At 64.5% G+C, this 22,570-nt stretch carries 21 protein-coding genes; 15 read left to right on the forward strand and 6 right to left on the reverse strand.

Going from position 1 to position 22,570, the window contains the following annotated elements:
* The first annotated feature begins 11 nt into the window (after positions 1-11).
* Together rpoZ and ACHAC9_RS10275 are read left to right on the forward strand one after the other, a co-directional pair.
* Positions 12-215: a DNA-directed RNA polymerase subunit omega gene (rpoZ, locus tag ACHAC9_RS10270; RefSeq protein WP_435759760.1), complete on the forward strand. Its 204-nt coding sequence runs from the start codon at positions 12-14 to the stop codon at positions 213-215.
* Between the two features lie 78 nt (positions 216-293).
* The gene (locus ACHAC9_RS10275) at positions 294-2,531 is read left to right on the forward strand and encodes a RelA/SpoT family protein (protein ID WP_435759762.1); all 2,238 of its coding nucleotides are present in this window, start codon (positions 294-296) and stop codon (positions 2,529-2,531) included.
* Between the two features lie 53 nt (positions 2,532-2,584).
* On the opposite strand, the gene ACHAC9_RS10280 is transcribed toward ACHAC9_RS10275, so the two are convergent.
* Together ACHAC9_RS10280 and greB are read right to left on the reverse strand one after the other, a co-directional pair.
* Positions 2,585-3,217 carry a biliverdin-producing heme oxygenase gene (locus ACHAC9_RS10280; protein WP_435759764.1) on the reverse strand — a complete coding sequence of 211 codons (633 nt, stop codon included), beginning with the start codon at positions 3,215-3,217 and terminating at the stop codon, positions 2,585-2,587.
* Between the two features lie 35 nt (positions 3,218-3,252).
* Positions 3,253-3,819 (reverse strand): transcription elongation factor GreB, encoded by a 567-nt coding sequence (gene greB / locus ACHAC9_RS10285; protein ID WP_435759766.1) that lies wholly within the window; start codon positions 3,817-3,819, stop codon positions 3,253-3,255.
* A gap of 99 nt (positions 3,820-3,918) precedes the next feature.
* Here greB and ACHAC9_RS10290 point away from each other — a divergent pair, with 99 nt between their 5' ends.
* The 4 genes from ACHAC9_RS10290 (at position 3,919) to ACHAC9_RS10305 (ending at position 8,340) form a co-directional block, all read left to right on the forward strand.
* Positions 3,919-4,530: a hypothetical protein gene (locus tag ACHAC9_RS10290; RefSeq protein WP_435759768.1), complete on the forward strand. Its 612-nt coding sequence runs from the start codon at positions 3,919-3,921 to the stop codon at positions 4,528-4,530.
* Between the two features lie 2 nt (positions 4,531-4,532).
* Complete coding sequence (locus tag ACHAC9_RS10295; protein ID WP_435759770.1) at positions 4,533-5,990, forward strand: histidine kinase; 1,458 nt, start codon at positions 4,533-4,535, stop codon at positions 5,988-5,990.
* 19 nt (positions 5,991-6,009) lie between these two features.
* Positions 6,010-6,657 (forward strand): response regulator, encoded by a 648-nt coding sequence (locus tag ACHAC9_RS10300; protein WP_435759772.1) that lies wholly within the window; start codon positions 6,010-6,012, stop codon positions 6,655-6,657.
* 111 nt (positions 6,658-6,768) lie between these two features.
* Positions 6,769-8,340, forward strand: a complete 1,572-nt coding sequence (locus tag ACHAC9_RS10305; protein WP_435759774.1) for a GGDEF domain-containing protein — start codon at positions 6,769-6,771, stop codon at positions 8,338-8,340.
* Between the two features lie 71 nt (positions 8,341-8,411).
* Here the strand turns inward: ACHAC9_RS10305 and fliD are convergent, their stop codons facing one another.
* The 3 genes from fliD to ACHAC9_RS10320 form a co-directional block, all read right to left on the reverse strand.
* Positions 8,412-9,764, reverse strand: coding sequence for a flagellar filament capping protein FliD (fliD, locus tag ACHAC9_RS10310; protein WP_435759776.1), 1,353 nt, complete (start codon positions 9,762-9,764; stop codon positions 8,412-8,414).
* A gap of 39 nt (positions 9,765-9,803) precedes the next feature.
* Positions 9,804-10,166 (reverse strand): flagellar protein FlaG, encoded by a 363-nt coding sequence (locus ACHAC9_RS10315; RefSeq protein ID WP_435759778.1) that lies wholly within the window; start codon positions 10,164-10,166, stop codon positions 9,804-9,806.
* 92 nt (positions 10,167-10,258) lie between these two features.
* Entirely contained in the window at positions 10,259-11,080 is an 822-nt protein-coding gene (locus ACHAC9_RS10320) for a flagellin (RefSeq protein WP_435759780.1), read from the reverse strand.
* A gap of 361 nt (positions 11,081-11,441) precedes the next feature.
* On the opposite strand from ACHAC9_RS10320, the gene ACHAC9_RS10325 reads away from it, so the two are divergent.
* The 7 genes from ACHAC9_RS10325 (at position 11,442) to ACHAC9_RS10355 (ending at position 19,213) form a co-directional block, all read left to right on the forward strand.
* Positions 11,442-13,646 (forward strand): tetratricopeptide repeat protein, encoded by a 2,205-nt coding sequence (locus tag ACHAC9_RS10325; RefSeq protein WP_435759782.1) that lies wholly within the window; start codon positions 11,442-11,444, stop codon positions 13,644-13,646.
* Between the two features lie 127 nt (positions 13,647-13,773).
* Positions 13,774-15,651 carry a putative bifunctional diguanylate cyclase/phosphodiesterase gene (locus ACHAC9_RS10330; protein WP_435759784.1) on the forward strand — a complete coding sequence of 626 codons (1,878 nt, stop codon included), beginning with the start codon at positions 13,774-13,776 and terminating at the stop codon, positions 15,649-15,651.
* A 633-nt stretch (positions 15,652-16,284) separates the two neighbouring features.
* Positions 16,285-16,725: a flagellar export chaperone FliS gene (gene fliS / locus ACHAC9_RS10335; protein WP_435760058.1), complete on the forward strand. Its 441-nt coding sequence runs from the start codon at positions 16,285-16,287 to the stop codon at positions 16,723-16,725.
* Complete coding sequence (locus ACHAC9_RS10340) at positions 16,722-17,051, forward strand: flagellar protein FliT (RefSeq protein WP_435759786.1); 330 nt, start codon at positions 16,722-16,724, stop codon at positions 17,049-17,051. Before fliS ends, ACHAC9_RS10340 begins: the two co-directional genes overlap by 4 nt.
* 14 nt (positions 17,052-17,065) lie before the next feature.
* A complete protein-coding gene (locus ACHAC9_RS10345; protein WP_435759788.1) occupies positions 17,066-18,112 on the forward strand; it encodes a flagellar hook-length control protein FliK in 1,047 nt (348 codons plus the stop codon).
* A complete protein-coding gene (locus tag ACHAC9_RS10350) occupies positions 18,109-18,471 on the forward strand; it encodes an EscU/YscU/HrcU family type III secretion system export apparatus switch protein (RefSeq protein ID WP_435759790.1) in 363 nt (120 codons plus the stop codon). The genes ACHAC9_RS10345 and ACHAC9_RS10350 overlap by 4 nt, the downstream gene beginning before the upstream one ends.
* Positions 18,464-19,213 (forward strand): flagellar brake protein, encoded by a 750-nt coding sequence (locus ACHAC9_RS10355; protein WP_435759792.1) that lies wholly within the window; start codon positions 18,464-18,466, stop codon positions 19,211-19,213. The genes ACHAC9_RS10350 and ACHAC9_RS10355 overlap by 8 nt, the downstream gene beginning before the upstream one ends.
* A gap of 80 nt (positions 19,214-19,293) precedes the next feature.
* Here the strand turns inward: ACHAC9_RS10355 and fliE are convergent, their stop codons facing one another.
* Positions 19,294-19,665 (reverse strand): flagellar hook-basal body complex protein FliE, encoded by a 372-nt coding sequence (gene fliE, locus ACHAC9_RS10360; RefSeq protein WP_435759794.1) that lies wholly within the window; start codon positions 19,663-19,665, stop codon positions 19,294-19,296.
* 193 nt (positions 19,666-19,858) lie between these two features.
* On the opposite strand from fliE, the gene fliF reads away from it, so the two are divergent.
* A complete protein-coding gene (fliF, locus tag ACHAC9_RS10365; protein ID WP_435759796.1) occupies positions 19,859-21,562 on the forward strand; it encodes a flagellar basal-body MS-ring/collar protein FliF in 1,704 nt (567 codons plus the stop codon).
* Entirely contained in the window at positions 21,559-22,563 is a 1,005-nt protein-coding gene (fliG, locus tag ACHAC9_RS10370) for a flagellar motor switch protein FliG (RefSeq protein WP_435759798.1), read from the forward strand. Before fliF ends, fliG begins: the two co-directional genes overlap by 4 nt.
* Positions 22,564-22,570 lie beyond the last annotated feature (7 nt).

Here is a 22,570-nt window from a genome sequence, read left to right on the forward strand (position 1 = left end):
AGGAGCTACACATGGCCCGTATCACCATCGAAGATTGCCTCAAGCATATCCCTAACCGCTTCCAGCTGACCCTGGCTGCGACCTATCGCGCGCGCCAGCTGCTGCAAGGTCACACCCCGAAAGTCGACGCCAAGGACAAGCCGACCGTCGTCGCCCTGCGCGAGATCGCCGCCGGTAAAGTCGGCGTCGAGATGCTGAAAAAAGTACCGATGTAATCGCCGGTGCGCCTGAATGTGTCGACCCCTAATTCTGTTATTCTGTCACCACAACACTGCGGCTGATCGACATAACGTATGAACCTGTTCCCCCCGGACTCGACTCAATCAGGCAACACCACCACCCGGGCCAAGCGCCCGGGCAAGCCGCAAGAAGTCCCTGAGCCCCCCGCCATCGGCGTCGCCTCGGTCAGCCACTTGATCGACAAGCTCTCGGACTACCTCACTCCCGTCGAACTCAAGAAGGTCAAGGAAGCCTACCGCTTCTCCGACGAGATGCATCTTGGCCAGGTCCGCAAGTCGGGCGAGCCGTACATTTCCCATCCGATCGCCGTCGCCGAGATCTGTGCCGAGTGGAAGCTCGACGCCCAGGCCATCATGGCCGCCTTGCTGCACGACGTGATCGAAGACCAGGACGTCAAGAAGGAAGAGCTGATCGAGCGCTTCGGCTCGCCCGTGGCGACCCTGGTCGACGGCCTGTCGAAGCTGGAAAAAATCGAGTTCCAGAGCCTGGTCGAGGCGCAGGCGGAAAACTTCCGCAAGATGCTGCTCGCCATGGCGTCCGACGTGCGCGTCATTCTCATCAAGCTGGCCGACCGCCTGCACAACATGCGCACGCTGGGCGTGATGGCCCCGGCGAAAAAGCGCCGCATCGCCGGCGAGACGATGGAAGTGTATGTGCCGATCGCGCATCGCCTCGGCCTGAACAACATCTACCGCGAGCTGCAGGACCTGGCCTTCTCGCACCTGTACCCGCTGCGCTATCGCACGCTCTCGAAGGCGGTCAAGTCGGCGCGCGGCAACCGGCGCGAAGTGGTCAAGAAGATCCTCGAGTCGGTGAAGAACACGCTGGCGGTCAGCGGCATCCAGGCTGAAGTCTACGGCCGCGAAAAAACCCTGTTCGGCATCTACAAGAAGATGCGGAACAAACATTTGTCGTTCTCGCAGGTGCTCGACGTGTACGGTTTTCGCGTCGTGGTTGACACCGCGCCGAACTGTTACGTCACGCTGGGCACCCTGCACGGCCTGTACAAGCCGATGCCGGGCAAGTTCAAGGATTACATCGCGATCCGCAAGCTCAACGGCTACCAGTCGCTGCACACGACCCTGATCGGCCCCTACGGCACGCCGGTCGAATTCCAGATCCGCACCCAGGACATGCACCGCACCGCGGAAAGCGGCGTGGCCGCGCACTGGCTGTACAAGACGGGCGACCAGAACATGTCGGACCTGCAGCAGCGTACCCACGCCTGGCTGCAGTCGCTGCTCGACATCCAGCAGCAGACCGGCGACTCGGCCGAATTCCTCGAGCACGTGAAGGTCGACCTGTTCCCCGATTCGGTCTATGTGTTCACGCCGAAGTCGAAGATCATCGCCCTGCCGCGCGGCGCCACCGCCCTCGACTTTGCCTATTCGATCCACACCGGCATCGGCGACCATACGGTGGCGGTGAAGATCAACAACGAAACCCAGCCGCTGCGCAGCGAGCTGCACAACGGCGACATCGTCGAGATCGTCACCGACCCGGAGTCGCGCCCGAGCCCGACCTGGCTCAGCTACGTACGCACCGGCAAGGCGCGCTCCGCGATCCGCCACCACCTGCGCACGATCAACGTCAACGAGTCGGTGGAACTGGGCCAGGAATTGCTGGCGCAGGCACTGGCCGCCCGGAATATCGAGCCGACCCTCTCCTCCTCCACGGTCGACAGGCTGCTGGCCGAATCCTCGGCCAAATCGATGGATGAGCTGTACGCCGACATCGGCATCGGCAAGCGCATGCCGGCATTGGTGGCGCGCCACATCTTCGGCCTGATCGAAGGCGAGTCCTTGACCGTGCCTTCGAACCTGCCAATGGGCGGCGACATCGATCCGGTCACGATCTATGGCAGCGAAGGCGTCTCGGTGCAACTGGCGCCATGCTGCCTGCCGATCCCGGGCGACCAGATCACGGGCCAATTGCGGCGCGACCAGGGCCTGGTGGTGCACACCTGCGACTGTCTCCCGGCCAAACGCCTGCGCGTGAAGGAACCGGACCGCTGGATCGCCGTGCAGTGGGGAGAAGAACTGAACCGCCGCTTCGATTGCCGGATTCGCCTGTTGATCAACAACGAAAAAGGCATCCTCGCGCGCGTGGCGGCCGAGATCGGCGAGTCGGACGGCAACATCACCTATGTCGGCATGGACGAGGACGACGAGAACATGATGACCCAGCTGCGCTTCACGATCCAGGTGAAGGACCGCGTGCACCTGGCGCACCTGATCCGCAACTTGCGGCGCGTGGCGGGTGTGAACCGGGTGGAGCGCGAACGCGCCTGAGTTTATTCAGTTGTTGCTGTCATTAAAAAAGCCCACTAATTCAGTGGGCTTTTTCATGAATCGGTACGCGGACGCAGGGTGGTCGGGTCCTCGCCGAACGCGAGCGCCAGGATCCGGTCGAAGGCGTCGCAGGCGCCCCGGCAAGCCTCGCCGCTGCCCTCCGGCGTACTGACCTGTTCACGCAACGCGAGCATGAAGGCGCGCCAGCGCGGGCCCGGCCCCTCCTCGCTCGCACCGCGCAGGTAGCGCAGCGGGTGCGGCGCCAGCTGCCCCGCCAGGCGTTTGTACAGCACCGTGCCTCCCAGCTGCGAGCCCTCCACGACATAGGCCACGCCCCAGCGATAGGCGGCGCTCGCGCCATGCGGCCATGGCGTGGTGTCCGGATGCGCGATCGCTTCGCAGGCGGCCAGCGTCGGTTCGGCGAGGTCGGCTTCGATCAGCGCCAGGTGCGGCGCAGGCGCGAGGCCGGCCGGGCCTTGCGGACCGTCGCTGTAGCCGCGCTGCCAGTCGTCGAGCGGGACCAGCCAGTCGCGCAGCAGATGCAGGTGCGACGCATAGTCGGCCAGGGTGGCGTCGGCGCTCGAGAGGGGCAGCGCGCTGTCGAGCCGCTCGTGGCGTGCGGCGGTGGCATGCCGCAGCGCGGCCAGGACGTCGGGCGCGCATGCGGTGTTGGGGGACCGGTTCATGTGAGGCGGAAAGCGGCGATGGGCGGGGACGCGCCTTAGTCCGCGATCGGCTCCGGATAGTCGACCGAGACGATCTCGAGTTCCTCGCTGCCCTGCGGCGTCTCGAGCGTGACGACATCGCCCTCGCGCGCCTTGGTCAGCGCGCGCGCCACCGGCGACACCCAGCTGATGCGCCCGCGCAGCGGATCGAGTTCGTCGATGCCGACGATGGTGACCGTATGCGCTTCGCCGGCCTTGTTCAGATAGCGGACGGTGGCACCGAAAAAGACCTGCTCGTTCCCGTAATGCACGCTCGGGTCGACGATGAACGCCGAATCCATGCGCTTGGTGAGAAAGCGGATGCGGCGGTCGATCTCGCGCAGGCGGCGCTTGCCGTAGATGTAGTCGCCGTTCTCCGAGCGGTCGCCGTTCGAGGCGGCCCAGTGCACCACGCGCACCACTTCCGGCCGGTCGACGTCGATCAGCTGCAGCAGTTCATCCTTGATGGCTTTATAGCCGGCAGGGGTGATGTAATTCTTGGCCCCTAAGGGAATCGCCTGCGCCAGCGCGACCGCTTCGTCATCGTCGTCGTTGTCTGACTCTTTTACAAATGCCTTGTTCATAAGCCTTATTGTAGCCCCAGATCGGGCGCGCCGAGAAACCGTTGCGGACGGGAGGAATGTGGTGGTGGTGCGCAACCCAACTACCGTATCATGGGGGCGATGACGAACGTTTCTTCTCCACGCAGCCTCCTGCTCGCGCCGCTCCTGCACCTGACGGCGCTGGTGCTGCTGGCCGAAGAATGGCTGTGGCGCCTCGGCAGCCGCTTCGCCGCGTTCCTGGCTAGCTGGCCGCCGCTGCAGTCGCTCGAAGACGCGGTGCGGCGCCTGCCGTCGTATGCCGCGCTGCTGGTCTTCGCCCTGCCCGGCCTGTTGCTCATGCCGGTCAAACTGCTGGCGCTGCTGGCAATGGCCCAGGGCCACCTGCTGTGGGGCGGGAGCGTGTTCGTCCTCGCCAAGGTCGGGGGTGCGGTCATCGTCGCCCGTATTTATGTGTTGACCCTGCCATCCTTGCTGGCGCTCGTCTGGTTCGCGCGGTGGCACAATCGGATCATCATGCTCAAGAACCAGCTTATCGTCTACCTGCGCGCCAGCCCTGCCTATACCGGCCTGCGCCGCTCGCTTGCAAGCATGCGGCGCCTGTTGCGCCGCATGCGCTACCAGTTGCGGCCATCGGTGCCCTTCGGCAGCCGCCACGCGACGCGCAGCGCCCGCGCCCTGCGCCGCTTCGTGTCACTGTGGCGTCGCGGCCGCAAACCGACCGCGGACGAATAACCGTGACCAGCTTCGAACCGCTGCTGGCCGCGCCGATGCACGCCGCCCCGGCCGAGATCGTCCTGATCGACGCCGCCACGCTGGCCCTGGTCGACGTCAACGCCAGCGCGCGCGCGAACCTCGGCTACGACGCCGCCGCCCTGACGACCATGCGCGCATCCGATATCGCGCCCAGCCTGGACGATGCTGTGCTCGGCGCGCTGCTGGCGAGCCTGAGCGAGGACGCCGGCGAGCAGCGCTGCCTGCGTACCGAGCTGCGCCGCGCCGACGGCAGCAGCTATCCGGCCAAGCTGACTTTCATGCGCATCCAGCGCGACGGCCGCGCGCTCCTGCTCGCGGTCGGCGACGACCTGTCGCCGGAACTGGCCGCGTCGAACGCACTGGCCCAGTACCAGGCGCGCTTCAACGCGATCGTCAACCACACGCCGGGCCTGGTCTACCAGTTCACGCTGGGCGCCGACGGGCGCCACAGCTACCCCTACTTGAGCGAAGGCTGCGCGCCGCTGCTCGGGGTGCAGCCTGCCGAACTCCAGCTTGATCCCGACCTGTTCCTGCGCCTGATCCTGCCGGAAGACCGCAAGGGCTACCTGGAAGCGATGGCGGTCTCGAAAATATCCCTGTCGGCCTGGAACTGGGAAGGACGGATCTGGATCGACGCCTGGAAGGACGTCAAGTGGATCAACCTGCGCTCCACGCCGCATGCTGCAAGCGGTAACGCGGTCCAGTGGGATGGCATCATGACCAACATCACCGACAGCAAGATCGAGCAGCAGGACGTGTTGCGTTCGCGCGCGCGGCTGGCCGAACTGACCGACCACATCGAGCAGGTGAAGGAGCAGGAGCGGGCACGCATCGCGCGCGAAATCCATGACGACCTGGGCGGCAACCTCACCGCCATCAAAATGGCGCTGTCGATGCTGGCCGCACGCGTGCCGTCCGAGCAACCCGCGCTGCTGGAAAAGGCGAGCTATCTCGACGACCTGGTCGACCGCACGATCGAGGCGGTGCACCGGATCTCGCTCGACCTGCGGCCTTCGACGCTCGACCTCGGGATTGTCGCCGCGCTGGAGTGGCAGGCACGCGAATTCGAGAAGGGATCGAACATCGCCTGCATCTTCCGCAGCGCCGAGCGCGAGATCGAGCTCGACCCGGACCATGCTGCGGCGCTGTTCCGTATCTTCCAGGAAGCGCTGACGAATGTCGCCAAGCATGCCGGCGCGACCCGCGTCACCGCCACCCTGCGCCGCCAGCGCCAGCACCTGACCCTGGCGATCTGCGACAACGGCCGCGGCATCGCGCCCGCGGACCGCCTGAAACCGGCCTCCTTCGGCCTGCGCGGCATGAGCGAACGGGCGCGCGCGCTGGGCGGCACGTTGACCTTGTCGGCGGCGCCGGGAGGTGGCACGATGGTGACGATCAAGATCAGGCTGGCCCCGTTTGCGGCCTCCCGTAGCGCTTAGTGAAAATCTTCAGGGAACAATGACCGACAAAGCCACCATCCGCGTATTCATCGCCGACGACCATGCCATCGTGCGCGAGGGTTTGAAGCAGATCCTGGCCGAGCAGCGCGACATCGTCGTCGCCGGCGAAGCCGAGAACGGGCTCGATGCCATCAAGCTGTTCCGTAAATCGCGCTGCCACGTGATGCTGCTCGATATCTCCATGCCCGACCGTAACGGCATCGAGGTGCTGAAACAGATCAAGCAGGAGCGGCCCGAGCTGGCCGTGCTGATGCTGTCGATGCACCGCGAAGACCAGTATGCGATCCGCGCACTGAAGGCCGGCGCCGCCGGCTATCTGACCAAGCAGAGCGCGCCGCGCGAGCTGGTGACGGCGATCCGCCAGGTCGCGGACGGCCAGAAATACGTCAGCGCCACGCTGGCCCAGGCGCTGGCCAGCCAGGTCGGCGCGGACCACGACGGGCCGCCGCACGCGGGCCTGTCGGACCGCGAGTTCCAGACGCTGACTATGATCGCGTCGGGCAAGACGGTGAGCGAGATCGCGCGCGAGCTGTCCTTGTCGGTCAAGACCGTGAGCGAATACCGGGCGCGCCTGCTGGCGAAGATGAACCTGAAAACCAGCGCCGAGCTGACCCATTACGCAATTAGAAATCAACTGGTCGAATAAGCAGGCCTTATGCATTGCCGCTAAGTAAGACCCTTTCCCGTCTCTTTTCGGGCAATGACGAAAAGAAAAGATGATTATGATGGCTGCATAGTAAATACATCGTCTCGCACCATGCCTAACCCACACGCCCCACCTCCCCAGAATCCCGTCGATATCGCCCGCGAAGCCTTCCGCCGCCTGGCCACGCGCCGCATCGCGCCAACGCCGGACGCCTACCGCGACATCTACGACGAAATCGCGGGCGTCCCGAAACCAGTGGCAGCGCCCGTGACCCCGGCCAATGGCGCGGCAGAACTTGTTCTCGGCGACTTCGCGACGCAGCTGACCGATACCCCGGGCGAGCTGGCCGACTACGGTCGCCGCCTGAACCGCGCCGTGAAGGGGCGCGACTGGGATGGGTATGCGCGTGCGCTGTCGCAACTGGTCGAAAAGCACCTGCGGCGCGGCATTCCGCCGGGCGTCACCTACGGCATGGAAAGCAACGACACGAAATTGCTGCGCGAACTGCTCAGCCGCACGCTCGCATTCGCGCTGGCCGCGCTGCTCCCGGCCAGTCCGACGCTCTCGAAAGAGGCCGAGTCGCTCGGCGCGGCGGTGAAAGTGGCCCATGGCGAAGCGGCGCTGCAGGAAATCGCGACGCGCCTGAAGGAACTCTGTTTCCAGATCGAACTGCACAGCGGCGACGCCGGCGAACAGCAGGAATTGCTGTTGCGCCTGTTTAAACTGCTGCTGGAAAACGTCAGCGAATTGCTGGACGACGACAGCTGGATGCGCGGCCAGATCGACGCCGTGCAGGAACTGATCGCCGGCCCGATCGACGTGCGTGCGCTGGAAGACGCGACGCGCAGCCTGAAGGACGTGGTCTACAAGCAGGGCCAGCTCAAGCACACCCTGTCGGACGTGAAGTCGACCGTCAAGAACATGATGATGACCTTCATTGAACGTCTCGGTTCGGTGGCGGCCTCGACCGGCGACTACCACGACAAGCTGGGCGGCTTTTCGGACCGCATCCGCCATGCCGGCGACATCACGGAACTGAACGCGGTGCTCGACGAAGTGCTGAGCGAAACGAAGCAGGCGCAGGCAGAAGCGCTCGCCTCGCGCGACCGCATGCTGGCCGCGCACCGCGAAGTGCAGGAAGCGGAAAGCAAGATCAAGGACCTGGAAGCCCAGCTGCGCCAGATGAGCGAGCTGGTGCGCGAGGACCAGCTCACCGGCACGCTGAACCGGCGCGGCCTGGACGATGTGTTCGAGCGCGAAAGCGCCCGTGCCGACCGCCGCAACACGCCGCTGTGCGTCGCCCTGCTCGACCTCGACAATTTCAAGCGCCTGAACGATACCTACGGCCACCTGGCCGGCGACAATGCCCTGCGCCACCTGGCGAAAGTGGTAAAAGCGACGCTGCGCTCGATCGACGTGATCGCCCGCTTCGGCGGCGAGGAATTCATGATCATGCTGCCGGAAACCCCGGTCGAGGCGGCGGTGCAGACCATGGTGCGGCTGCAGCGCGAGCTGACCAAGCATTTCTTCCTGCACGAAAACGAGAAGGTCCTGATCACCTTCTCGGCCGGGGTGGCCTTGCGGCTGCCGAACGAAGACCAGGCGAGCTTGACGGCGAGGGTGGACCGGGCGATGTATCAGGCGAAGCAGACGGGGAAGAACCGGGTCGTCGTCGCGCAGTGATGCGCCGTTATTGACCACCGCAACAAAAATGCCCGCATCGCGGGCATTTTTTTGTTACGCACCAACCGGATTCAATATCCCGAATTCGCCGCCAGCGCCGACAGCTGCTGGGTCAGGTAACTGTTCATGCTCTGCATCTTGACCATCATCGTGTCGAGCGAGCTGAACTGGGCGCGGTAGCGCTTTTCGGTCTGGGCCAGCTGCAGCTCCATCCGGTCCCGGCTATCGCCGAGGCTGTCGATGGTGGCGTTCAGGCCGTCGGTGCGGGTCTTGAACACGCCTTTCGAACCCAGCATTTCTTCAGTCACCTTGGCCAAGCGGGTACCGAAGCCGTCGCTCGACGAGAACAGGCTCGACACGCTGCTGAAATTGGTTTCCAGCGCGGTTTTCAGCTTGTCCGGCTTTTCCAGCTTGAGGGTGCCGTCGCGCTGGAAGGAGATGCCGATGTCCGACAGCGTCTTCAGGCCACCGGCCTCACCCACCGCTTTGCCCAGTTCCGCACGGATATTCGTCAGGATCGAGCGCGCCGAAGCATCGCCATTCAGGACGGCCGCGGTCTTGCTGGTGGCGTTATACGAGGTCTGCTTGTTCACCGCCGTGGCCAGCGTATTGTAGGCGTCGACAAAGGCGGTGATGTCTTTCGTGACCGTGGTCATGTCTTTCGCCAGGCTGACCTTGACCGGTGCGCCGACATTGGTCTGGGCCAGGTTCAAGGTCACGCCCTTGATCGCGTCGCTGACGGTATTCGACGGTTTCGACACAGGGATGCCGTCGATCTTCATCTCGGCGTTCTGCGCGGTTTGCGATTTCGTCATCGTGCTGCCGGTACCCGTGGCGAACATCGCCAGGCTGCCGCTGGCGGCGACCGAGACGTTATTGGCGCTGCCGGTGTCGTTGCCGGTGATGACGAGGCGGTCGCTCGTGCCGTCGTTCAGGATGGTCGCGGTGACGCCGGCATTGGCCTTGTTGATGGCGCCGGACAAGCCTGCAAGCGTCATGTCGGTCAGCGTCAGGTTGGTCGTCTTGCCGCCGATGGAAATGGCCATCGAGCTGCCGGCTGCCGTGAAACTGGTCCCGGCGACGACGCCGGCCGACACCAGCTTGTCGCTCTGCGCGAGCTGGCTCACTTCGATGGCATACGTTCCGGCGGTGGCGCCGCTACCCTTGACGGTGGACACGCCGATCGTGTCGGCCTTGCTGGACGTGGCCGTCAGCGACGCCAGCGCGTCGCCCGAGACGTTCTTGACCGCGGTCTGGAAAGCCGACACGGCGCTTTTCAGGGTGCCGAAGGCCGAGAGCTTGGAATTGAAGCTGGTCTGTTTCGATTGCAGATTCGCCAGCGGTTGCTGTTCGATCCTCATCAGGGACGAGACGAGATCGTCCACCGGCAGTCCGGACAACATGCCTGCACCACTAATCGCCATGTGATTCTCCCATCAATATGGCCGGGGGCGCGCCGCGCCTCAAGCCGTGTCGCGCAACATCACGCCTTGCATTTGCTCGATCGAGCGCCACAGCTTGAGCGCCTCAACCGTCGGAATCTGGCGCAGCACCTTGTCGGTCTGGGTGTCGACCACCTTGACCACGGTGCGGCCGGTCTCCTCGTCGATCGAAAAACGTACACCCTGCGAAGCAGCCTGGGCCACCTTGTTGAGGTCGGCGACCGCGTTGCTCAGTTCAGCTCGTTGCGGCGGCCTGCCGGTGTCGACAGGCGCGGCAGGCGCAGCGCTAGCGTAGGCGGCCATCTTGCCGGCCCCATCGACAGATGGCCGTTGGCCGTTGCCGGCGACGGCCATTGCGCTTCCAGCGTTTAACGATTGCAACATCGGAACACCTCCGTAAGAACGACTTTACGGGGCCATGCCCCGCAAAGTCAGTTCATCAATCGACTATCGAATCGATCGATTATTTTGCTTGATTAACCACGCAGCAGCGACATCACGTTGTTCGGGGCCGAGTTGGCCTGGGCCAGCATCGCGGTCCCTGCCTGCTGCAGGATCTGCGAGCGGCTCAGCTTGCTCGTCTCCGAAGCGTAGTCGGTGTCGGTGATGCGGCTCTTCGCTGCCGACTGGTTCTCGATCGAGGTTGCCAGGTTGCTGATGGCGTAACCCATGCGGTTCTGGGCGGTACCCAGCGACGAACGCTCGGTGTTCAGGGCCTTCAGGGCGCCGTCGATCGCAGTGATGGCGTCCGATGCACTGGCAACGTCGCTGACGTCGACACTGGCCGCTGCCAAGCCAGCGTAGGCGGTGTTCGAGCCAAAGCTGACGGTGATCTTCTGGCCCGAATCGGCGCCCACCTGGATGTCCTTGGTGACAGCCGTACCGGTCAGCAGTGCGGTACCGTTGAACTTGGTGTCCGAGGCAATACGGCCGATTTCAGTGTTCAGCGCCTTGATTTCGGTGTCGATGTTCGACCATTCTTCCGAACCGTTGGTGGCGTTCGAGCCCTGGACTGCCAGTTCACGCATACGCTGCAGGGCGTCCGAGATGTTCGACAGCGCGCCGTCGGCGGTCTGGATCATCGAGATGCCGTCGTTGGCGTTACGCGATGCTTGCGACATGCCGCGCACCTGAGCATCCATCTTCGTCGCGATCGACATGCCGGCTGCGTCGTCCTTGGCGCTGTTGACGCGCAGGCCGGAGGAGAGGCGCTGCATCGAGGTCGACAGCTCGCCGGCCGACTTGGTGATGTTGCGTTGTGCGTTCAGCGAGGACAGGTTGGTGTTGATCGAAGTCATGGTCATTCTCCAGTGGGCAGTTCAGTTTGGTGCTGCTATCAGGGTTCGGTTGGTTTCTTGCGCCGCGTTTCCGCTTGCTTGTATTCTTTAACGGAGCCCTCTGCAAAACCTTGAGGATTTTTTTAAAAAAAAATGTTTGCGGGCAACTTTGCATCTGCAGCGGACCGGTGAAAGCGACATCCCGACCGCGACACCAGCTTCAACGGCGCGGCGCCGGAAACCTTGAGCACGTTACGGAATTTCTACGGGCAAGCTGCCGTGGTGCACGCCGCCAGACGGATGCGCTACACTCGGGACGGGCGCCCACACGGGGCATGAACCAGGGCACGCTGCCGGCAACGGCCGAGACGAACGCACACGAATGAAAACCAGACTCCACCATAATACGCCCCAGAACGAGGCCAACCGGCTCTTCGCCACCGGCCTCGCCGCCCACCAGGATGGCCGTCTCGACGATGCGTTCACCGCATATGAAGGCGTTCTCCAGCGTGCGCCGCGCCACTTCGACGCCTTGCACCACCTCGGCATCCTCGGTTACCAGATCGGCAACTACGAGCTGGCGCTGCAATTCATCCAGGCCGCCATCGAGGTCAATCCCAAGGTCTCGACCGTATACAGTAACCTGGGCAATATTTTCAAGGCGATCGGCGAGCAGGAAGCGGCCTTGCAGAGCTATGAGCAGGCGCTTGCCCTGGACGCCAACAATGTCGACGCACTGTATAACCGCGGCAATGTGCTGCAGGCGCTGAAGCGTTACGAGGAAGCGCTGGCCAGTTACGACCGCGCGATCGCGCTGGCGCCGGGCGACGTCGAAGCCTGGAACAATTGCGCGGTCGTCTTGCAGCAGCTGAAGCGCTTCGAGGAGGCGCTCGGCAGCTGCAATCACGCGATCACGCTCAATCCAGGCCATGCCGAGGCTTTCAATAACCGCGGCAACATATTGGTGGCGCTGGGCCGCGCCGACGAAGCCATCGGCAGTTTCGAGCAAGCCATCGTGCTGCGCCCGGGATACACCGAAGCGCGCGTCAACCTGGGCCAGGTACTGCGCGTACTGGGGCGGCTCGACGATTCGCTGGCGGCCTATGACACCGCGCTGGCCGAGGCCCCCGACTCGGCCGACGCCCGGCACGGCCGCGCCGACACGCTGCGCCAGTTCAAGCGCGGCGCCGAGGCGCTGGCCGACTTCGAGCGCGCGGTCATCCTGAAGCCCGACTCGGCACCCTTCCGCGCCAGCCTCGGCAGCATGCTGCACGAACAGCGGCGCTTCCATGGCGCACTCGAATGCTTCGATGCCGCGCTGGCGCTCGACGACAGCCTCCCGGCCCTGCACAACGGCCGCGGCCTGGTGCTGCAGCGCCTGGGCCGATTCGACGATGCACTGGCAAGTTTCGACAAGGTGCTCGAGATCGACCCCGATCACATGGACGCGATGCTCAATCGCGGCAACGTGCTGGGCGACCTCCGCCTGACAGAACAGGCATTGGCCTGCTACGACGAGGTCCTGCGCATCAAGGGCGAGACGGCGCCGCTCTGGAACAACCGCGGCAATGTCTACGAGACCCTGCGCCAGTACGACGACGCCCTGGCCTGCTTCGAGCGCGCCATCGCGCTCAGCCCGGAATATGCGATCGCCCACTGGAACCGCGCCCTGCTCAACCTCCAGCACGGCCGCCTCGATGAAGGCTGGCGCGGCTACGAATGGCGCTGGAAGAACGAGGCGCTCTCCGTCTACCGCCAGAAACGCGATTTTACCGAGCCATTGTGGCTGGGCCAGGAGCCGCTCGAAGGCAAGACCATCCTGTTGTTCGCCGAACAGGGCCTGGGCGACACCTTGCAATTTTGCCGCTACGCCCCCCTGGTGGCGGCACGCGGCGCGCGCGTCATCCTCGAAGTGCAGCGGTCGCTGGTCGGATTGATAAAACAGCTCGACGGCGTCGAACAGATTGTGGCGCACGGCGATCCGCTGCCGCCGTTCGACTTCCAGGCCCCCCTGATGACCTTGCCGCTCGCCTTCGGCACCGACCTGCGCTCGATTCCCGCGCCGACGCGCTACCTGGCGGCCGAAGCCGCCCGCCTGGGCGAGTGGCTGCCGCGCCTGGGCGCCCATGTGCGCCCGCGCGTGGGCCTGGTCTGGAGCGGCAACACGCATCATGCGAACGATCACAATCGCAGCATCGCATTCGCGCAGCTGGCGCCCCTGTTTGCGCTCGACTGCCAGTTCGTCTCGCTGCAAAAGGAACACCGCGAAGAGGACTGCGCGGCGCTCGACGCCTCGGGCATCCTGCGCATGGATGCGCACCTGAACGATTTCTCGGATACGGCAGCCCTGTGTGAACTGATGGACCTGGTCATTTCAGTCGACACCAGCGTGGCCCACCTGGCTGGCGCGCTCGGCAAACCCTTGTGGGTGCTGTTGCCTCACGTGGCCGACTGGCGCTGGCTGACCGAGCGTCTTGACGTGCCCTGGTATCCGAGCGCGCGCCTGTTCCGCCAGGGCGCGGCCGGCGACTGGGAGGGCGTGATGGGCGCCGTCAAGGGCGCCCTCGGCGCCCTGCCCCACCCCTGAACAGCACGCATAAGCCACACACAGGATTTTACATTTACGTGGCAATTGCAAAATTTCAGAGGTTCTGGCGTAATGCAGGCTGGATCACGAACTCAACCGTATCGGCACGATACGGTCCGACCTGCACATGATGACACCACAGATTCCGGTAGACGAGGCGCGGCGCCTCGCCGCCCTGCACGCAACCAAGCTGTTCGGCACGGGCGCCGAGGAGGCGTTCGACCGGATCACGCGCATGACGGCCAAGCTGCTGAAGGTGCCGACCGCCCTGATCTCGCTGGTCGGCAGCGACACCCAGTGGTTCAAGTCGCGCTGCGGCTTTACCATCCAGAGCACCTCGCGCGACGTTTCCTTCTGCGGCCATGCGATCCTTACCGACCAGCCGATGGTGATCAACGATGCCATGCGCGACCCGCGCTTTGTCGGCAATCCGATCGTCGTCGGCGAACCGCATGTGCGCTTCTATGCCGGGGTGCAGTTGTACTCGGTCGAGCGCGCCAAGTTGGGCACCTTGTGCATCATCGACAGCGAGCCGCGCGCACTGAGCGCCGCCGAATTGACCGAATTGCACGAACTGGCCCGCATGGTCGAGGAACTGATCTACCACCGCCAGCTGGCGATCGCCTCGCAGCGGCTGCACGACCAGCTGCAGCAGGACGCGTCCGGCACCCGGCTGGCCGACGCCGCCGGCCAGGTCGAATTCCTGCTCACGCACGACACGCTCACCGGGCTGGCGAATCGCCAGGCATTGCTGGGCACGATCCATGACAGCGTGGCCGGCTGGCGCCGCCGCGCCACGCCAGCGGTCGTCGCCTGCCTGAACATCGACCGCTTCAAGCGCATCAACGAAGCGCTGGGGCACGCCGCCGGCGACGAAGTGCTGGTGGCCGTCACGCGCTGCCTGCAGGCGGGACTGGACGCCGACGATGTGCTGGCGCGCACCGGCAGCGACGAATTCGTGCTGCTGCTGACCCACCCCGACGGCGAAGCGGCGCAGCTGGCCCGCCTGCGCCTGCTGATGGAAAACGTCAACGGCAGCGTCCCCTGGTCGGGCCAGGACATTGCGATCACCTGCAGCCTGGGGTTCGCCTGCTTTCCGCAGGATGGCGAAGATGCCGATACCCTGCTGAGCAACGCAAATACCGCGATGCGCCATGCCAAGGAAACGGGCGGGGCGCGCCTGCAGCACTTCGCCCCCGGGCAGCGCCGCGCGCCGGGGCGCCGCATGGCGCTCGAACACCAGCTGCACCGGGCGCTCGAGCGCGGGGAACTGTTCCTGCAATACCAGCCAAAGATCGAGCTGCTCACGGGCAGCCTGGTCGGCTTCGAGGCGCTGCTGCGCTGGCGCCATCCCGAGCATGGCGTCGTGTCGCCGGATGAATTCATTCCGATCGCCGAGGAAACCGGCCTGATCGTCCCGATCGGCGACTGGATCATGCGCACGGCCGTGGCGCAGATGGCGGCCTGGCAGGGCGCCGGATTGCCTGAAATTCCGGTGGCGGTCAACCTGTCGGCGCGCCAGTTCCTGCAAGGCGATGTGGTGGCCCTGGTCGAGGCACTGCTGCTTGAAGCGAATATGGCGCCACACTTGCTCGAACTGGAGCTGACCGAAAGCCTGTCGATGGCCGATCCCGAGCGCAGCCTGGCGATCATGCACCGCCTGCGCACGCTCGGCGTCACGCTCAGCATCGACGACTTCGGCACCGGTTTCTCGAGCTTCAGCCACCTCAAGCGCTTGCCGATCGACAAGCTGAAAATCGACAAATCCTTCGTGCACGACATGGTGCACAGCTCGGACGCGCGCGCCATCGTGCAGGCGATTGTCGCCATGGCGCACCGCATGCACCTGCGCGTGGTGGCAGAAGGCGTCGAGTCGCAGGCCCAGGCCCTGGCACTGCGCAACACCGGCTGCGACCAGGCCCAGGGTTATTATTATGCGCGCCCGCTCGATGCGGCCGACGCCGGCAGTTTCCTGGGGCCCGGGCCCGCGATCGGGCGTCACTGAATCGTCTTTACAACAGAAACAATTTTTAACAATTGAAGTCGGTGCGCGCCCCCGACATGGATATCATTGTGCTAACGCGACACGGGGGGACGTATGCCACGTCCGGCCGGTTGTCGGTGCAGTCCATGGTGTAGCTTGATGATCCAACGAAGAACCGACGAGCAAACGGCGCTGACCGCCGAATACGCTCTCTACCTGGTAGACATTCGCGGGGTCGCGTTCGCCCTCACGTATCTCGACTCATGTAATGTTTCGCGCACGATCCTGACACGCGCACTGCAGTCGCCCGAACTGCGACGGCACCATGAACGCCGTCAATATCCCCGCAACGACTGATTTTTTCTGATTTTTTTCAAGGGGCGCACACACATTCGCTGGCGCCGCGTAATACCATCGCCCTCCTCTGTCGATCGCCCGCCTGGCCTGCCAAATCCGTTATCGAGATGACAAAGCCTGAGAAAGCCGGGTGTTCCTGCCTCTCAAGTCCGGTTAGAACCTGCCGTTAAGCAAGTAAACTACCCTCGCTGAAGAATGGCAGGCCGGCCTTGACAGCCGCACCCGACCAGCTCCGGCACGAACTTGGAGGAACGCCCATCGGTGCGGTCCTCCCACATTGAAGCAATGGAGGTCATGATGTTTGGATCGATGCAGCGCGGCGTGAATGCTTATGCCAAAGTAGGAATGGAAACCTCGGTGATGTCGGCGTCGCCGCATAAACTGATCGTGTTGCTGTACGACGGCGCCCTCGCGGCGATCAAGAGCGCGGCCAGTCATATGGCGGCTGGCAACATCGTCGAGAAAGGCGCCGCGGTGTCGAAAGCGCTCGACATCATCAACAACGGCCTGCGCGCCAGCCTCGACAAGAAGGCCGGCGGCGAGATCGCCCGCAACCTGGACGCCCTGTACGTGTACATGACCGAGCGCCTGCTCACCGCCAGCCTGCAAAACAAAACCTCGCTGCTGGAAGAAGTGCAAACCCTGCTGGTCGACCTGCGCGACGCCTGGTCGCAGATCGGCGAAAAGCCGGTGATGCAGAACACCATGTCGCACTACCCCGTGATGGCGAGCGCATGATGACCGGCCAGGATGTCCTCTCCGAATACGCCGCGGTCGCCGACCTGACCGGCAAGATGCTCGCTGCCGCCGAAGCCGGCGACTGGGACCACATGGTCGTCCTCGAGCAGGAATGCACGGCGCACGTCGACACCTTGAAAAGTGCGGAAAGCGCGGTCGAACTGAATCCCTCGGGACGCCAGGCGAAGATCGACTGCATCCGGCGCATCCTCGCGGACGACCGCAAGATCCGCGACCTGACCATGCCCTGGATGGCCCAGCTGTCCGCCATGATCAACAACTCCGGCACCCAGCGCCGCCTCGCCAACGCCTACGGCAGCGTCTGACCCGATAGTCCTCCATGGTCGAGCGCATCCCCAGTCCCGGCGTCAGCGCCCCGCTGCCGGTCCGGCCTGCGGCACCGGTCGAACGCACGGCGGACGCCCGCACCGAGGCATTCCAGCGCACGCTCGCCAGCATGCTCGGCAGCCAGGTACCGGTCTCGGTGCTGGCGCTCATGAAAGACGGCAGCTTCATGGTGCGCGTGGCCGATATGCCGGTGCGCATGGCGCTCCCGCCCGGCACGCAGCCCGGTACGCAGCTGACCCTGACCGTCCTCGCGGCGTCGCCGCAGCCGACCTTCGGCCTGGGCGACGCGACCCTGCACGGCACCCCCATCCCGCTCTCGGCGACCGCCGCTTCGCTCGCTGCCAGCGTCGCCGCCGCCAGTTCGCCCCTGCTGCACTCGAACGGCCAGTCGCAAACCGCCGACCTCAGCCCGGCCGCGCGCCTGCTGAGCCAGGTGCTGCAGAGCGCCGCCGGCGCGCCGCCCCTTGGCACCCTGAATCCGACCGCCCCGCTCGCGCCGGGAGGCGCGCCAGATGCGGCGCAGCTGGCGCATCAACTGCAGCAGGCCGTCGCGAAAAGCGGCCTGTTCTACGAATCGCACCTGGCCCAATGGGCCGAAGGCAAGCGTCCCCTGGGGGAGCTGATGGCCGAACCGCAGGCGCAAAAAAGCCCCGGCACGCCGCCGACCGATCCTGCCACCGCCCAGCTGATCAGCCAGCAGCTGGCGACCCAGGAGTCGGGCCAGCTGGTCTGGCAGGGCCGGCTCGGTCCAGACCAGCCGATGCGCTGGGAAATCACGCGCGAGGAAGACGATGCATCCGGACCCGGGCGTGACGCCGACGGCGCCGTCTGGCACAGCGGCCTGCGCATGCGCTTTGCCCTGCTCGGCGAAGTGGAAGCGAGCGTCAGCCTGCGCGGCACGCGCCTGCATATCGAACTGCTGGCCGCACCAGGCGCTGCCGCCCTGCTGCGCTTTGATGCCCCGCGCCTGCAGGAAGCGCTCGGCGCGGCCGGGAACGATCTCGCCGCCTTGCGCATCGGCGACCGGGAGGGCGCGTGAACGACGGTTCTCCCGGGCGCCAGCAGCGCGCGGTGGCCCTGGCCTATGCCGAGGGGTCGGGTGCACCGACTGTCGTCGCCAAGGGCCGCGGCCTGGTCGCCGACCAGATCATCGAGCGCGCGAAGGAGGCCGGCGTGTTCGTCCACGAGTCGAAAGAGCTGGTGTCGCTGCTGATGGACATCGACCTCGACGGACAGATTCCGCCTGCCTTGTACCGCGCAATTGCGGAACTGTTAGCATGGCTATATCATATTGAATCAGCGCAACAACTCGGCCGGCCGCTCCCGGCGCCGCCCGACAGCGCTCTCCTGATCGACTCACCTGTACTATCGGCGGAACAAGATGCAAACAATGCATGACGCAGAACTGGAAAACTGGCACGACTACGAGGTACAGTCGCCCCGCGAGATCGTGGCGCTGCTGCGCCAGATCGGCGAGAAGAAGCAGCTGATCCGGATGAAGATCAAGGGCGAGGCCGATGTCTGCGTCACCTCGATCCTCGACGTCGACGCCGACGAGGGTATATTCATCCTCGACCGTTCGATCAACCGCGAGCAGAACGAGCGCATCGTGGCGGCAAACAGCGTGCTGTGCGAAACCTATCTCGACAAGATCCGCATCCTGTTCAGCGTCGGCGGCTTCCAGGACGTCGAGTTCAAGGGTTCAGGCGCGCTGGCGGCCGCGCTCCCGGCCTCGCTGATCCGCCTGCAGCGGCGCGAGTCCTACCGCATGCCGACGCCCTTGACGACTCCGGTGCCGGTGTTGATTGCGCTGCCGCTCGACCTGGGCGGTGGCAAGGCCAGCTTCCCGCTGGCCGACATCAGTTGCGGCGGCATCTCCCTGCTCGACAACAAGCTGCAGCTGAACTCGACGGTCGGGCAGACCTTGTCCCATTGCCGCATCGACCTGCCCGAGATCGGCCCGGTCACGACCTCGCTCCAGGTGCGCAATGCGCTGGACCTGACGATGCTCAACAACAAGCCCACCCGTCGGATCGGCTGCATGTTCGTCGACATTTCGCGCGGGAACATGGCGGCGGTGCAGCGGTATATCACCAAGCTCGAACGTGAGCGCAATGCGCGCCTGGCGGGATTAAGTTAGCCGCTGTGTAGCCAACAATGAAAACGGGCCGCGTTCCTGTCGAGGAAGCGGCCCGTTTCGCATGATCCGGACAGTCCGGATCACACCTGCATATTCATCATCTCCTGATACGCCGACACCAGCTTGTTGCGCACCTGCACAGTCGCCTGGAAGGCAATGCTCGACTTTTGCATCGCGATCATCGTGTCCGACAGGCTGACGCTGTTGTCGCCCATGGCGAAACGCTCGCCCAGCTTTTCGGCGTGCTTTTGTGAATTGCTGACCTGCTGGAGCGAATTCTTGAGGGTGTCGGAGAAGCTGACCTTCGACGGTCCTTCGTTGACGGCGCCCGCGCCGCCGACGCCACCCAACGCACCGGGGGCCAGCGAAGGGGCGGCCGGCTTCGTGGCCGCAGCCTTGAGCTGGGCCATCATCGCCTCGATCCGGTTGCTGTCGATTCCGCCTACGTTCATGGGTTCTCCTGTTGTATCCCGTGCTTGCCCCGGCACGAGGTGTACGGGAGCGATGTCAGGCTTGCAGGTTACCAGCCGCCGCGCAAGCTGCTGGGTCGAGCAGGAGGGGAAAGCGGCCCCTATTCCCGCGTTTGAATGTTGCCACAAGGCTTCATAATTCGACCCTGATCTCCTTTTTCCCCTGGACAACAACATGGCCGCAACCGCCGACGACCTGATCGACACTCCTGCCGCTCCACAACCGTTCCTGAAAACCGCGATGGGCCGCAACGTGCTCATCGGTGGTGGCGTGGCGGCCGTGCTGGCGGTGGTGGTCGCCATCTGGATGTGGAGCCAGGCGCCGGATTACCGGGTGCTGTACGCCAACTACAGCGACAAGGATGGCGGCGCGATCACCGCCTCGCTTGACCAGATGGGCGTACCGTATAAATTCTCCGAAGGCGGCACCGCCATCCTGGTGCCGGCTGAGCAGGTCCCGGACCTGCGCCTGAAGCTCGCGTCGCAGGGCTTGCCGAAAGGCGGCAACGTCGGCTTCGAGCTGATGGAAAACCAGAAGCTGGGCGTCTCGCAGTTCCTCGAGCAAGTCAATTACCAGCGCTCGCTCGAAGGCGAGCTGGCCCGTTCGATCCAGTCGCTCGGCTCGGTGGCCGGCGCGCGCGTCCACCTGGCGCTGCCGAAACCGTCCGTGTTCGTGCGCGACCAGCAAAAGCCGACCGCGTCGGTCTTGCTGAACCTGCAATCGGGCCGCGCGCTCGATCCGGGCCAAGTCAGCGCCATCGTGCACCTGGTGGCGTCGAGCATTCCGGAACTTACCACCGGCAACGTCACCGTCGTCGACCAGAACGGCAACCTGCTGTCCGAGCAGCCGAAGGCGAACGCGCTCGGCAAGCAGCTCGATGCGACGCAGTTGAAATACGTCGAACTGGTCCAGCAGAACATCATCAAGCAGGTCGAGTCGCTCATCACCCCGATTGTCGGAAAGGGCAATGTGCGCGCCGAAGCGACCGCCGACATCGATTTCGCCCAGGTCGACACCGCCGCCGAGATGTACAAGCCGAATTCGCCGCCGGAGCCGCAGGCGATCCGCAGCCAGCAGACCTCGGAGCAGACCGGCGCGAGCAGCGGCCCGGCGAACGGCATTCCGGGCGCGCTGTCGAACCAGCCGCCGGGCGTGGCCACCGCCCCCCTGGATGGTGGTGGTGCACCCGGTGCCGTCCCGCCGGTCACGACCGGCCCGGGCAGCAAGAACGCAACGACCAATTATGAACTCGACAAGACGATCCGCTACGAGCAGCGTCCGATGGGCGGCATCAAGCGCCTGACCGTGGGCGTGGTGGTGAACTACCGCCGCTCGGTCGATCCGGCTACCGGCAAGGTCACCGTGAAACCGCTGGCGGCGGCCGAAGTGGCCCAGATCAACGAGCTGGTGAAGCAGGCGATGGGTTACTCGCAGGCGCGGGGCGACACCATGAACGTGGCGAATGCGCCCTTCGACGGGGTCGACCGCCCGGACGAGAACGGCCCGGACTGGTACAAGGATCCATCGAACCTGCCGCTGGCCATGGAAATCGGCAAATACCTGTTGATCGCCGCCATCCTCGCCTTCCTGTATTTCCGCATCCTGCGCCCGCTGCTGCGCCCCGTAGTGCGCAAGTTCGACGAAGCGACCGCGGTACCGGAAGAGGAAAAGAAGGAAGACGGCGAGGACGAAGACGCGATCGTCGACATCAACGGCAAGCCGGTGCCGCAGCTGGGACCGGACGGCATGCCGCTCGAGGAAGAAGAAGCACCGCGGGAGCGCAGTTACCGCGCCAACCTGGCGATGGCAAAAGAGATGGCGATGAAAGATCCGCGCATCGTGGCAAACGTAATCAAGGCATGGGTGGGTTCGGAATGAGCGACAAGGACAAGGACGGCATCACCAAGGCCGCAATTTTAATGCTCGCCATGGGCGAGGTGGAAGCGTCCGAGGTCATGAAATTCCTCGGCCCGCGCGAGGTGCTGAAACTGGGTGGGGCCATGGCCGCCATGAAGTCGGTGCAGCACGAGCAGGTGGTCAGCGTGCTCGAGGCCTTCCGCGACGAAGCCGATGCCCACTCGACCGTCGGCCTCGATTCGGACGAATACATCCGCGAAGTGCTGACCAAGGCGCTTGGCGACGACAAGGCCGCCGTGCTGCTGAACCGCATCCTGGGCGGCAAGGATGCCTCGGGCATCGAAAGCCTGAAGTGGATGGATTCGCAGTCGGTGTCCGAACTGATCCGCAACGAGCACCCGCAGATCATCGCGACCATTCTCGTGCACCTCGAGCGCGACCAGGCCTGCGAGATCCTGAGCCATTTCACGGACCGCCTGCGCAACGACGTCGTGCTGCGGATCGCCACGCTCGACGGCGTGCAGCCTGCTGCTTTACGCGAACTGAACGACGTGTTGACGAAACTGTTGTCGGGTAACGAACACATCAAGAAATCGTCGCTCGGCGGCGTGCGCACCGCGGCCGAGATCCTGAACTTCATGACCGGCGAACAGGAAGGCTCGGTGATGGAGAACATCAAGAACTACGACAACGACATGGCGCAGAAGATCATGGACGAGATGTTCGTGTTCGACAACATCATCGACATCGACGACCGCGGCATCCAGTTGCTGCTGCGCGAAGTGCAGTCGGATATGCTGATCATTGCTTTGAAAGGCGCCTCGCAAGACCTGCGCGACAAGATCTTCCGCAACATGAGCCAGCGCGCCAGCGAAATGATGCGCGAAGACCTTGAATCGAAGGGTCCGGTGCGCTTGTCCGAAGTGGAAGCGCAGCAGAAGCAGATTCTGCAAATCGTGCGCCGCCTGTCGGACGAAGGGCAGATCGTGCTGGGTGGCAAGGGCGACGATTCGTTCGTCTGATTCGACA

The sequence above is a fragment of the Massilia sp. CMS3.1 genome, assembly GCF_051262535.1.
Lineage (GTDB): Bacteria > Pseudomonadota > Gammaproteobacteria > Burkholderiales > Burkholderiaceae_D > Telluria.

What these genes read in the sequence shown, in the direction of transcription:
- fliF (WP_435759796.1), top strand. Translation starts at nt 19,859, where the DNA reads ATGGCCGCAACCGCCGACGACCTGATCGACACTCCTGCCGCTCCACAA.
- ACHAC9_RS10315 (WP_435759778.1), bottom strand. Translation starts at nt 10,166, where the DNA reads ATGTTGCAATCGTTAAACGCTGGAAGCGCAATGGCCGTCGCCGGCAAC.
- ACHAC9_RS10300 (WP_435759772.1), top strand. Translation starts at nt 6,010, where the DNA reads ATGACCGACAAAGCCACCATCCGCGTATTCATCGCCGACGACCATGCC.
- rpoZ (WP_435759760.1), top strand. Translation starts at nt 12, where the DNA reads ATGGCCCGTATCACCATCGAAGATTGCCTCAAGCATATCCCTAACCGC.
- fliD (WP_435759776.1), bottom strand. Translation starts at nt 9,764, where the DNA reads ATGGCGATTAGTGGTGCAGGCATGTTGTCCGGACTGCCGGTGGACGAT.
- ACHAC9_RS10320 (WP_435759780.1), bottom strand. Translation starts at nt 11,080, where the DNA reads ATGACTTCGATCAACACCAACCTGTCCTCGCTGAACGCACAACGCAAC.
- ACHAC9_RS10325 (WP_435759782.1), top strand. Translation starts at nt 11,442, where the DNA reads ATGAAAACCAGACTCCACCATAATACGCCCCAGAACGAGGCCAACCGG.
- ACHAC9_RS10280 (WP_435759764.1), bottom strand. Translation starts at nt 3,217, where the DNA reads ATGAACCGGTCCCCCAACACCGCATGCGCGCCCGACGTCCTGGCCGCG.
- fliE (WP_435759794.1), bottom strand. Translation starts at nt 19,665, where the DNA reads ATGAACGTAGGCGGAATCGACAGCAACCGGATCGAGGCGATGATGGCC.
- fliG (WP_435759798.1), top strand. Translation starts at nt 21,559, where the DNA reads ATGAGCGACAAGGACAAGGACGGCATCACCAAGGCCGCAATTTTAATG.
- ACHAC9_RS10290 (WP_435759768.1), top strand. Translation starts at nt 3,919, where the DNA reads ATGACGAACGTTTCTTCTCCACGCAGCCTCCTGCTCGCGCCGCTCCTG.
- ACHAC9_RS10340 (WP_435759786.1), top strand. Translation starts at nt 16,722, where the DNA reads ATGATGACCGGCCAGGATGTCCTCTCCGAATACGCCGCGGTCGCCGAC.
- ACHAC9_RS10355 (WP_435759792.1), top strand. Translation starts at nt 18,464, where the DNA reads ATGCATGACGCAGAACTGGAAAACTGGCACGACTACGAGGTACAGTCG.
- fliS (WP_435760058.1), top strand. Translation starts at nt 16,285, where the DNA reads ATGTTTGGATCGATGCAGCGCGGCGTGAATGCTTATGCCAAAGTAGGA.
- ACHAC9_RS10275 (WP_435759762.1), top strand. Translation starts at nt 294, where the DNA reads ATGAACCTGTTCCCCCCGGACTCGACTCAATCAGGCAACACCACCACC.
- greB (WP_435759766.1), bottom strand. Translation starts at nt 3,819, where the DNA reads ATGAACAAGGCATTTGTAAAAGAGTCAGACAACGACGACGATGACGAA.
- ACHAC9_RS10345 (WP_435759788.1), top strand. Translation starts at nt 17,066, where the DNA reads ATGGTCGAGCGCATCCCCAGTCCCGGCGTCAGCGCCCCGCTGCCGGTC.
- ACHAC9_RS10330 (WP_435759784.1), top strand. Translation starts at nt 13,774, where the DNA reads ATGATGACACCACAGATTCCGGTAGACGAGGCGCGGCGCCTCGCCGCC.
- ACHAC9_RS10305 (WP_435759774.1), top strand. Translation starts at nt 6,769, where the DNA reads ATGCCTAACCCACACGCCCCACCTCCCCAGAATCCCGTCGATATCGCC.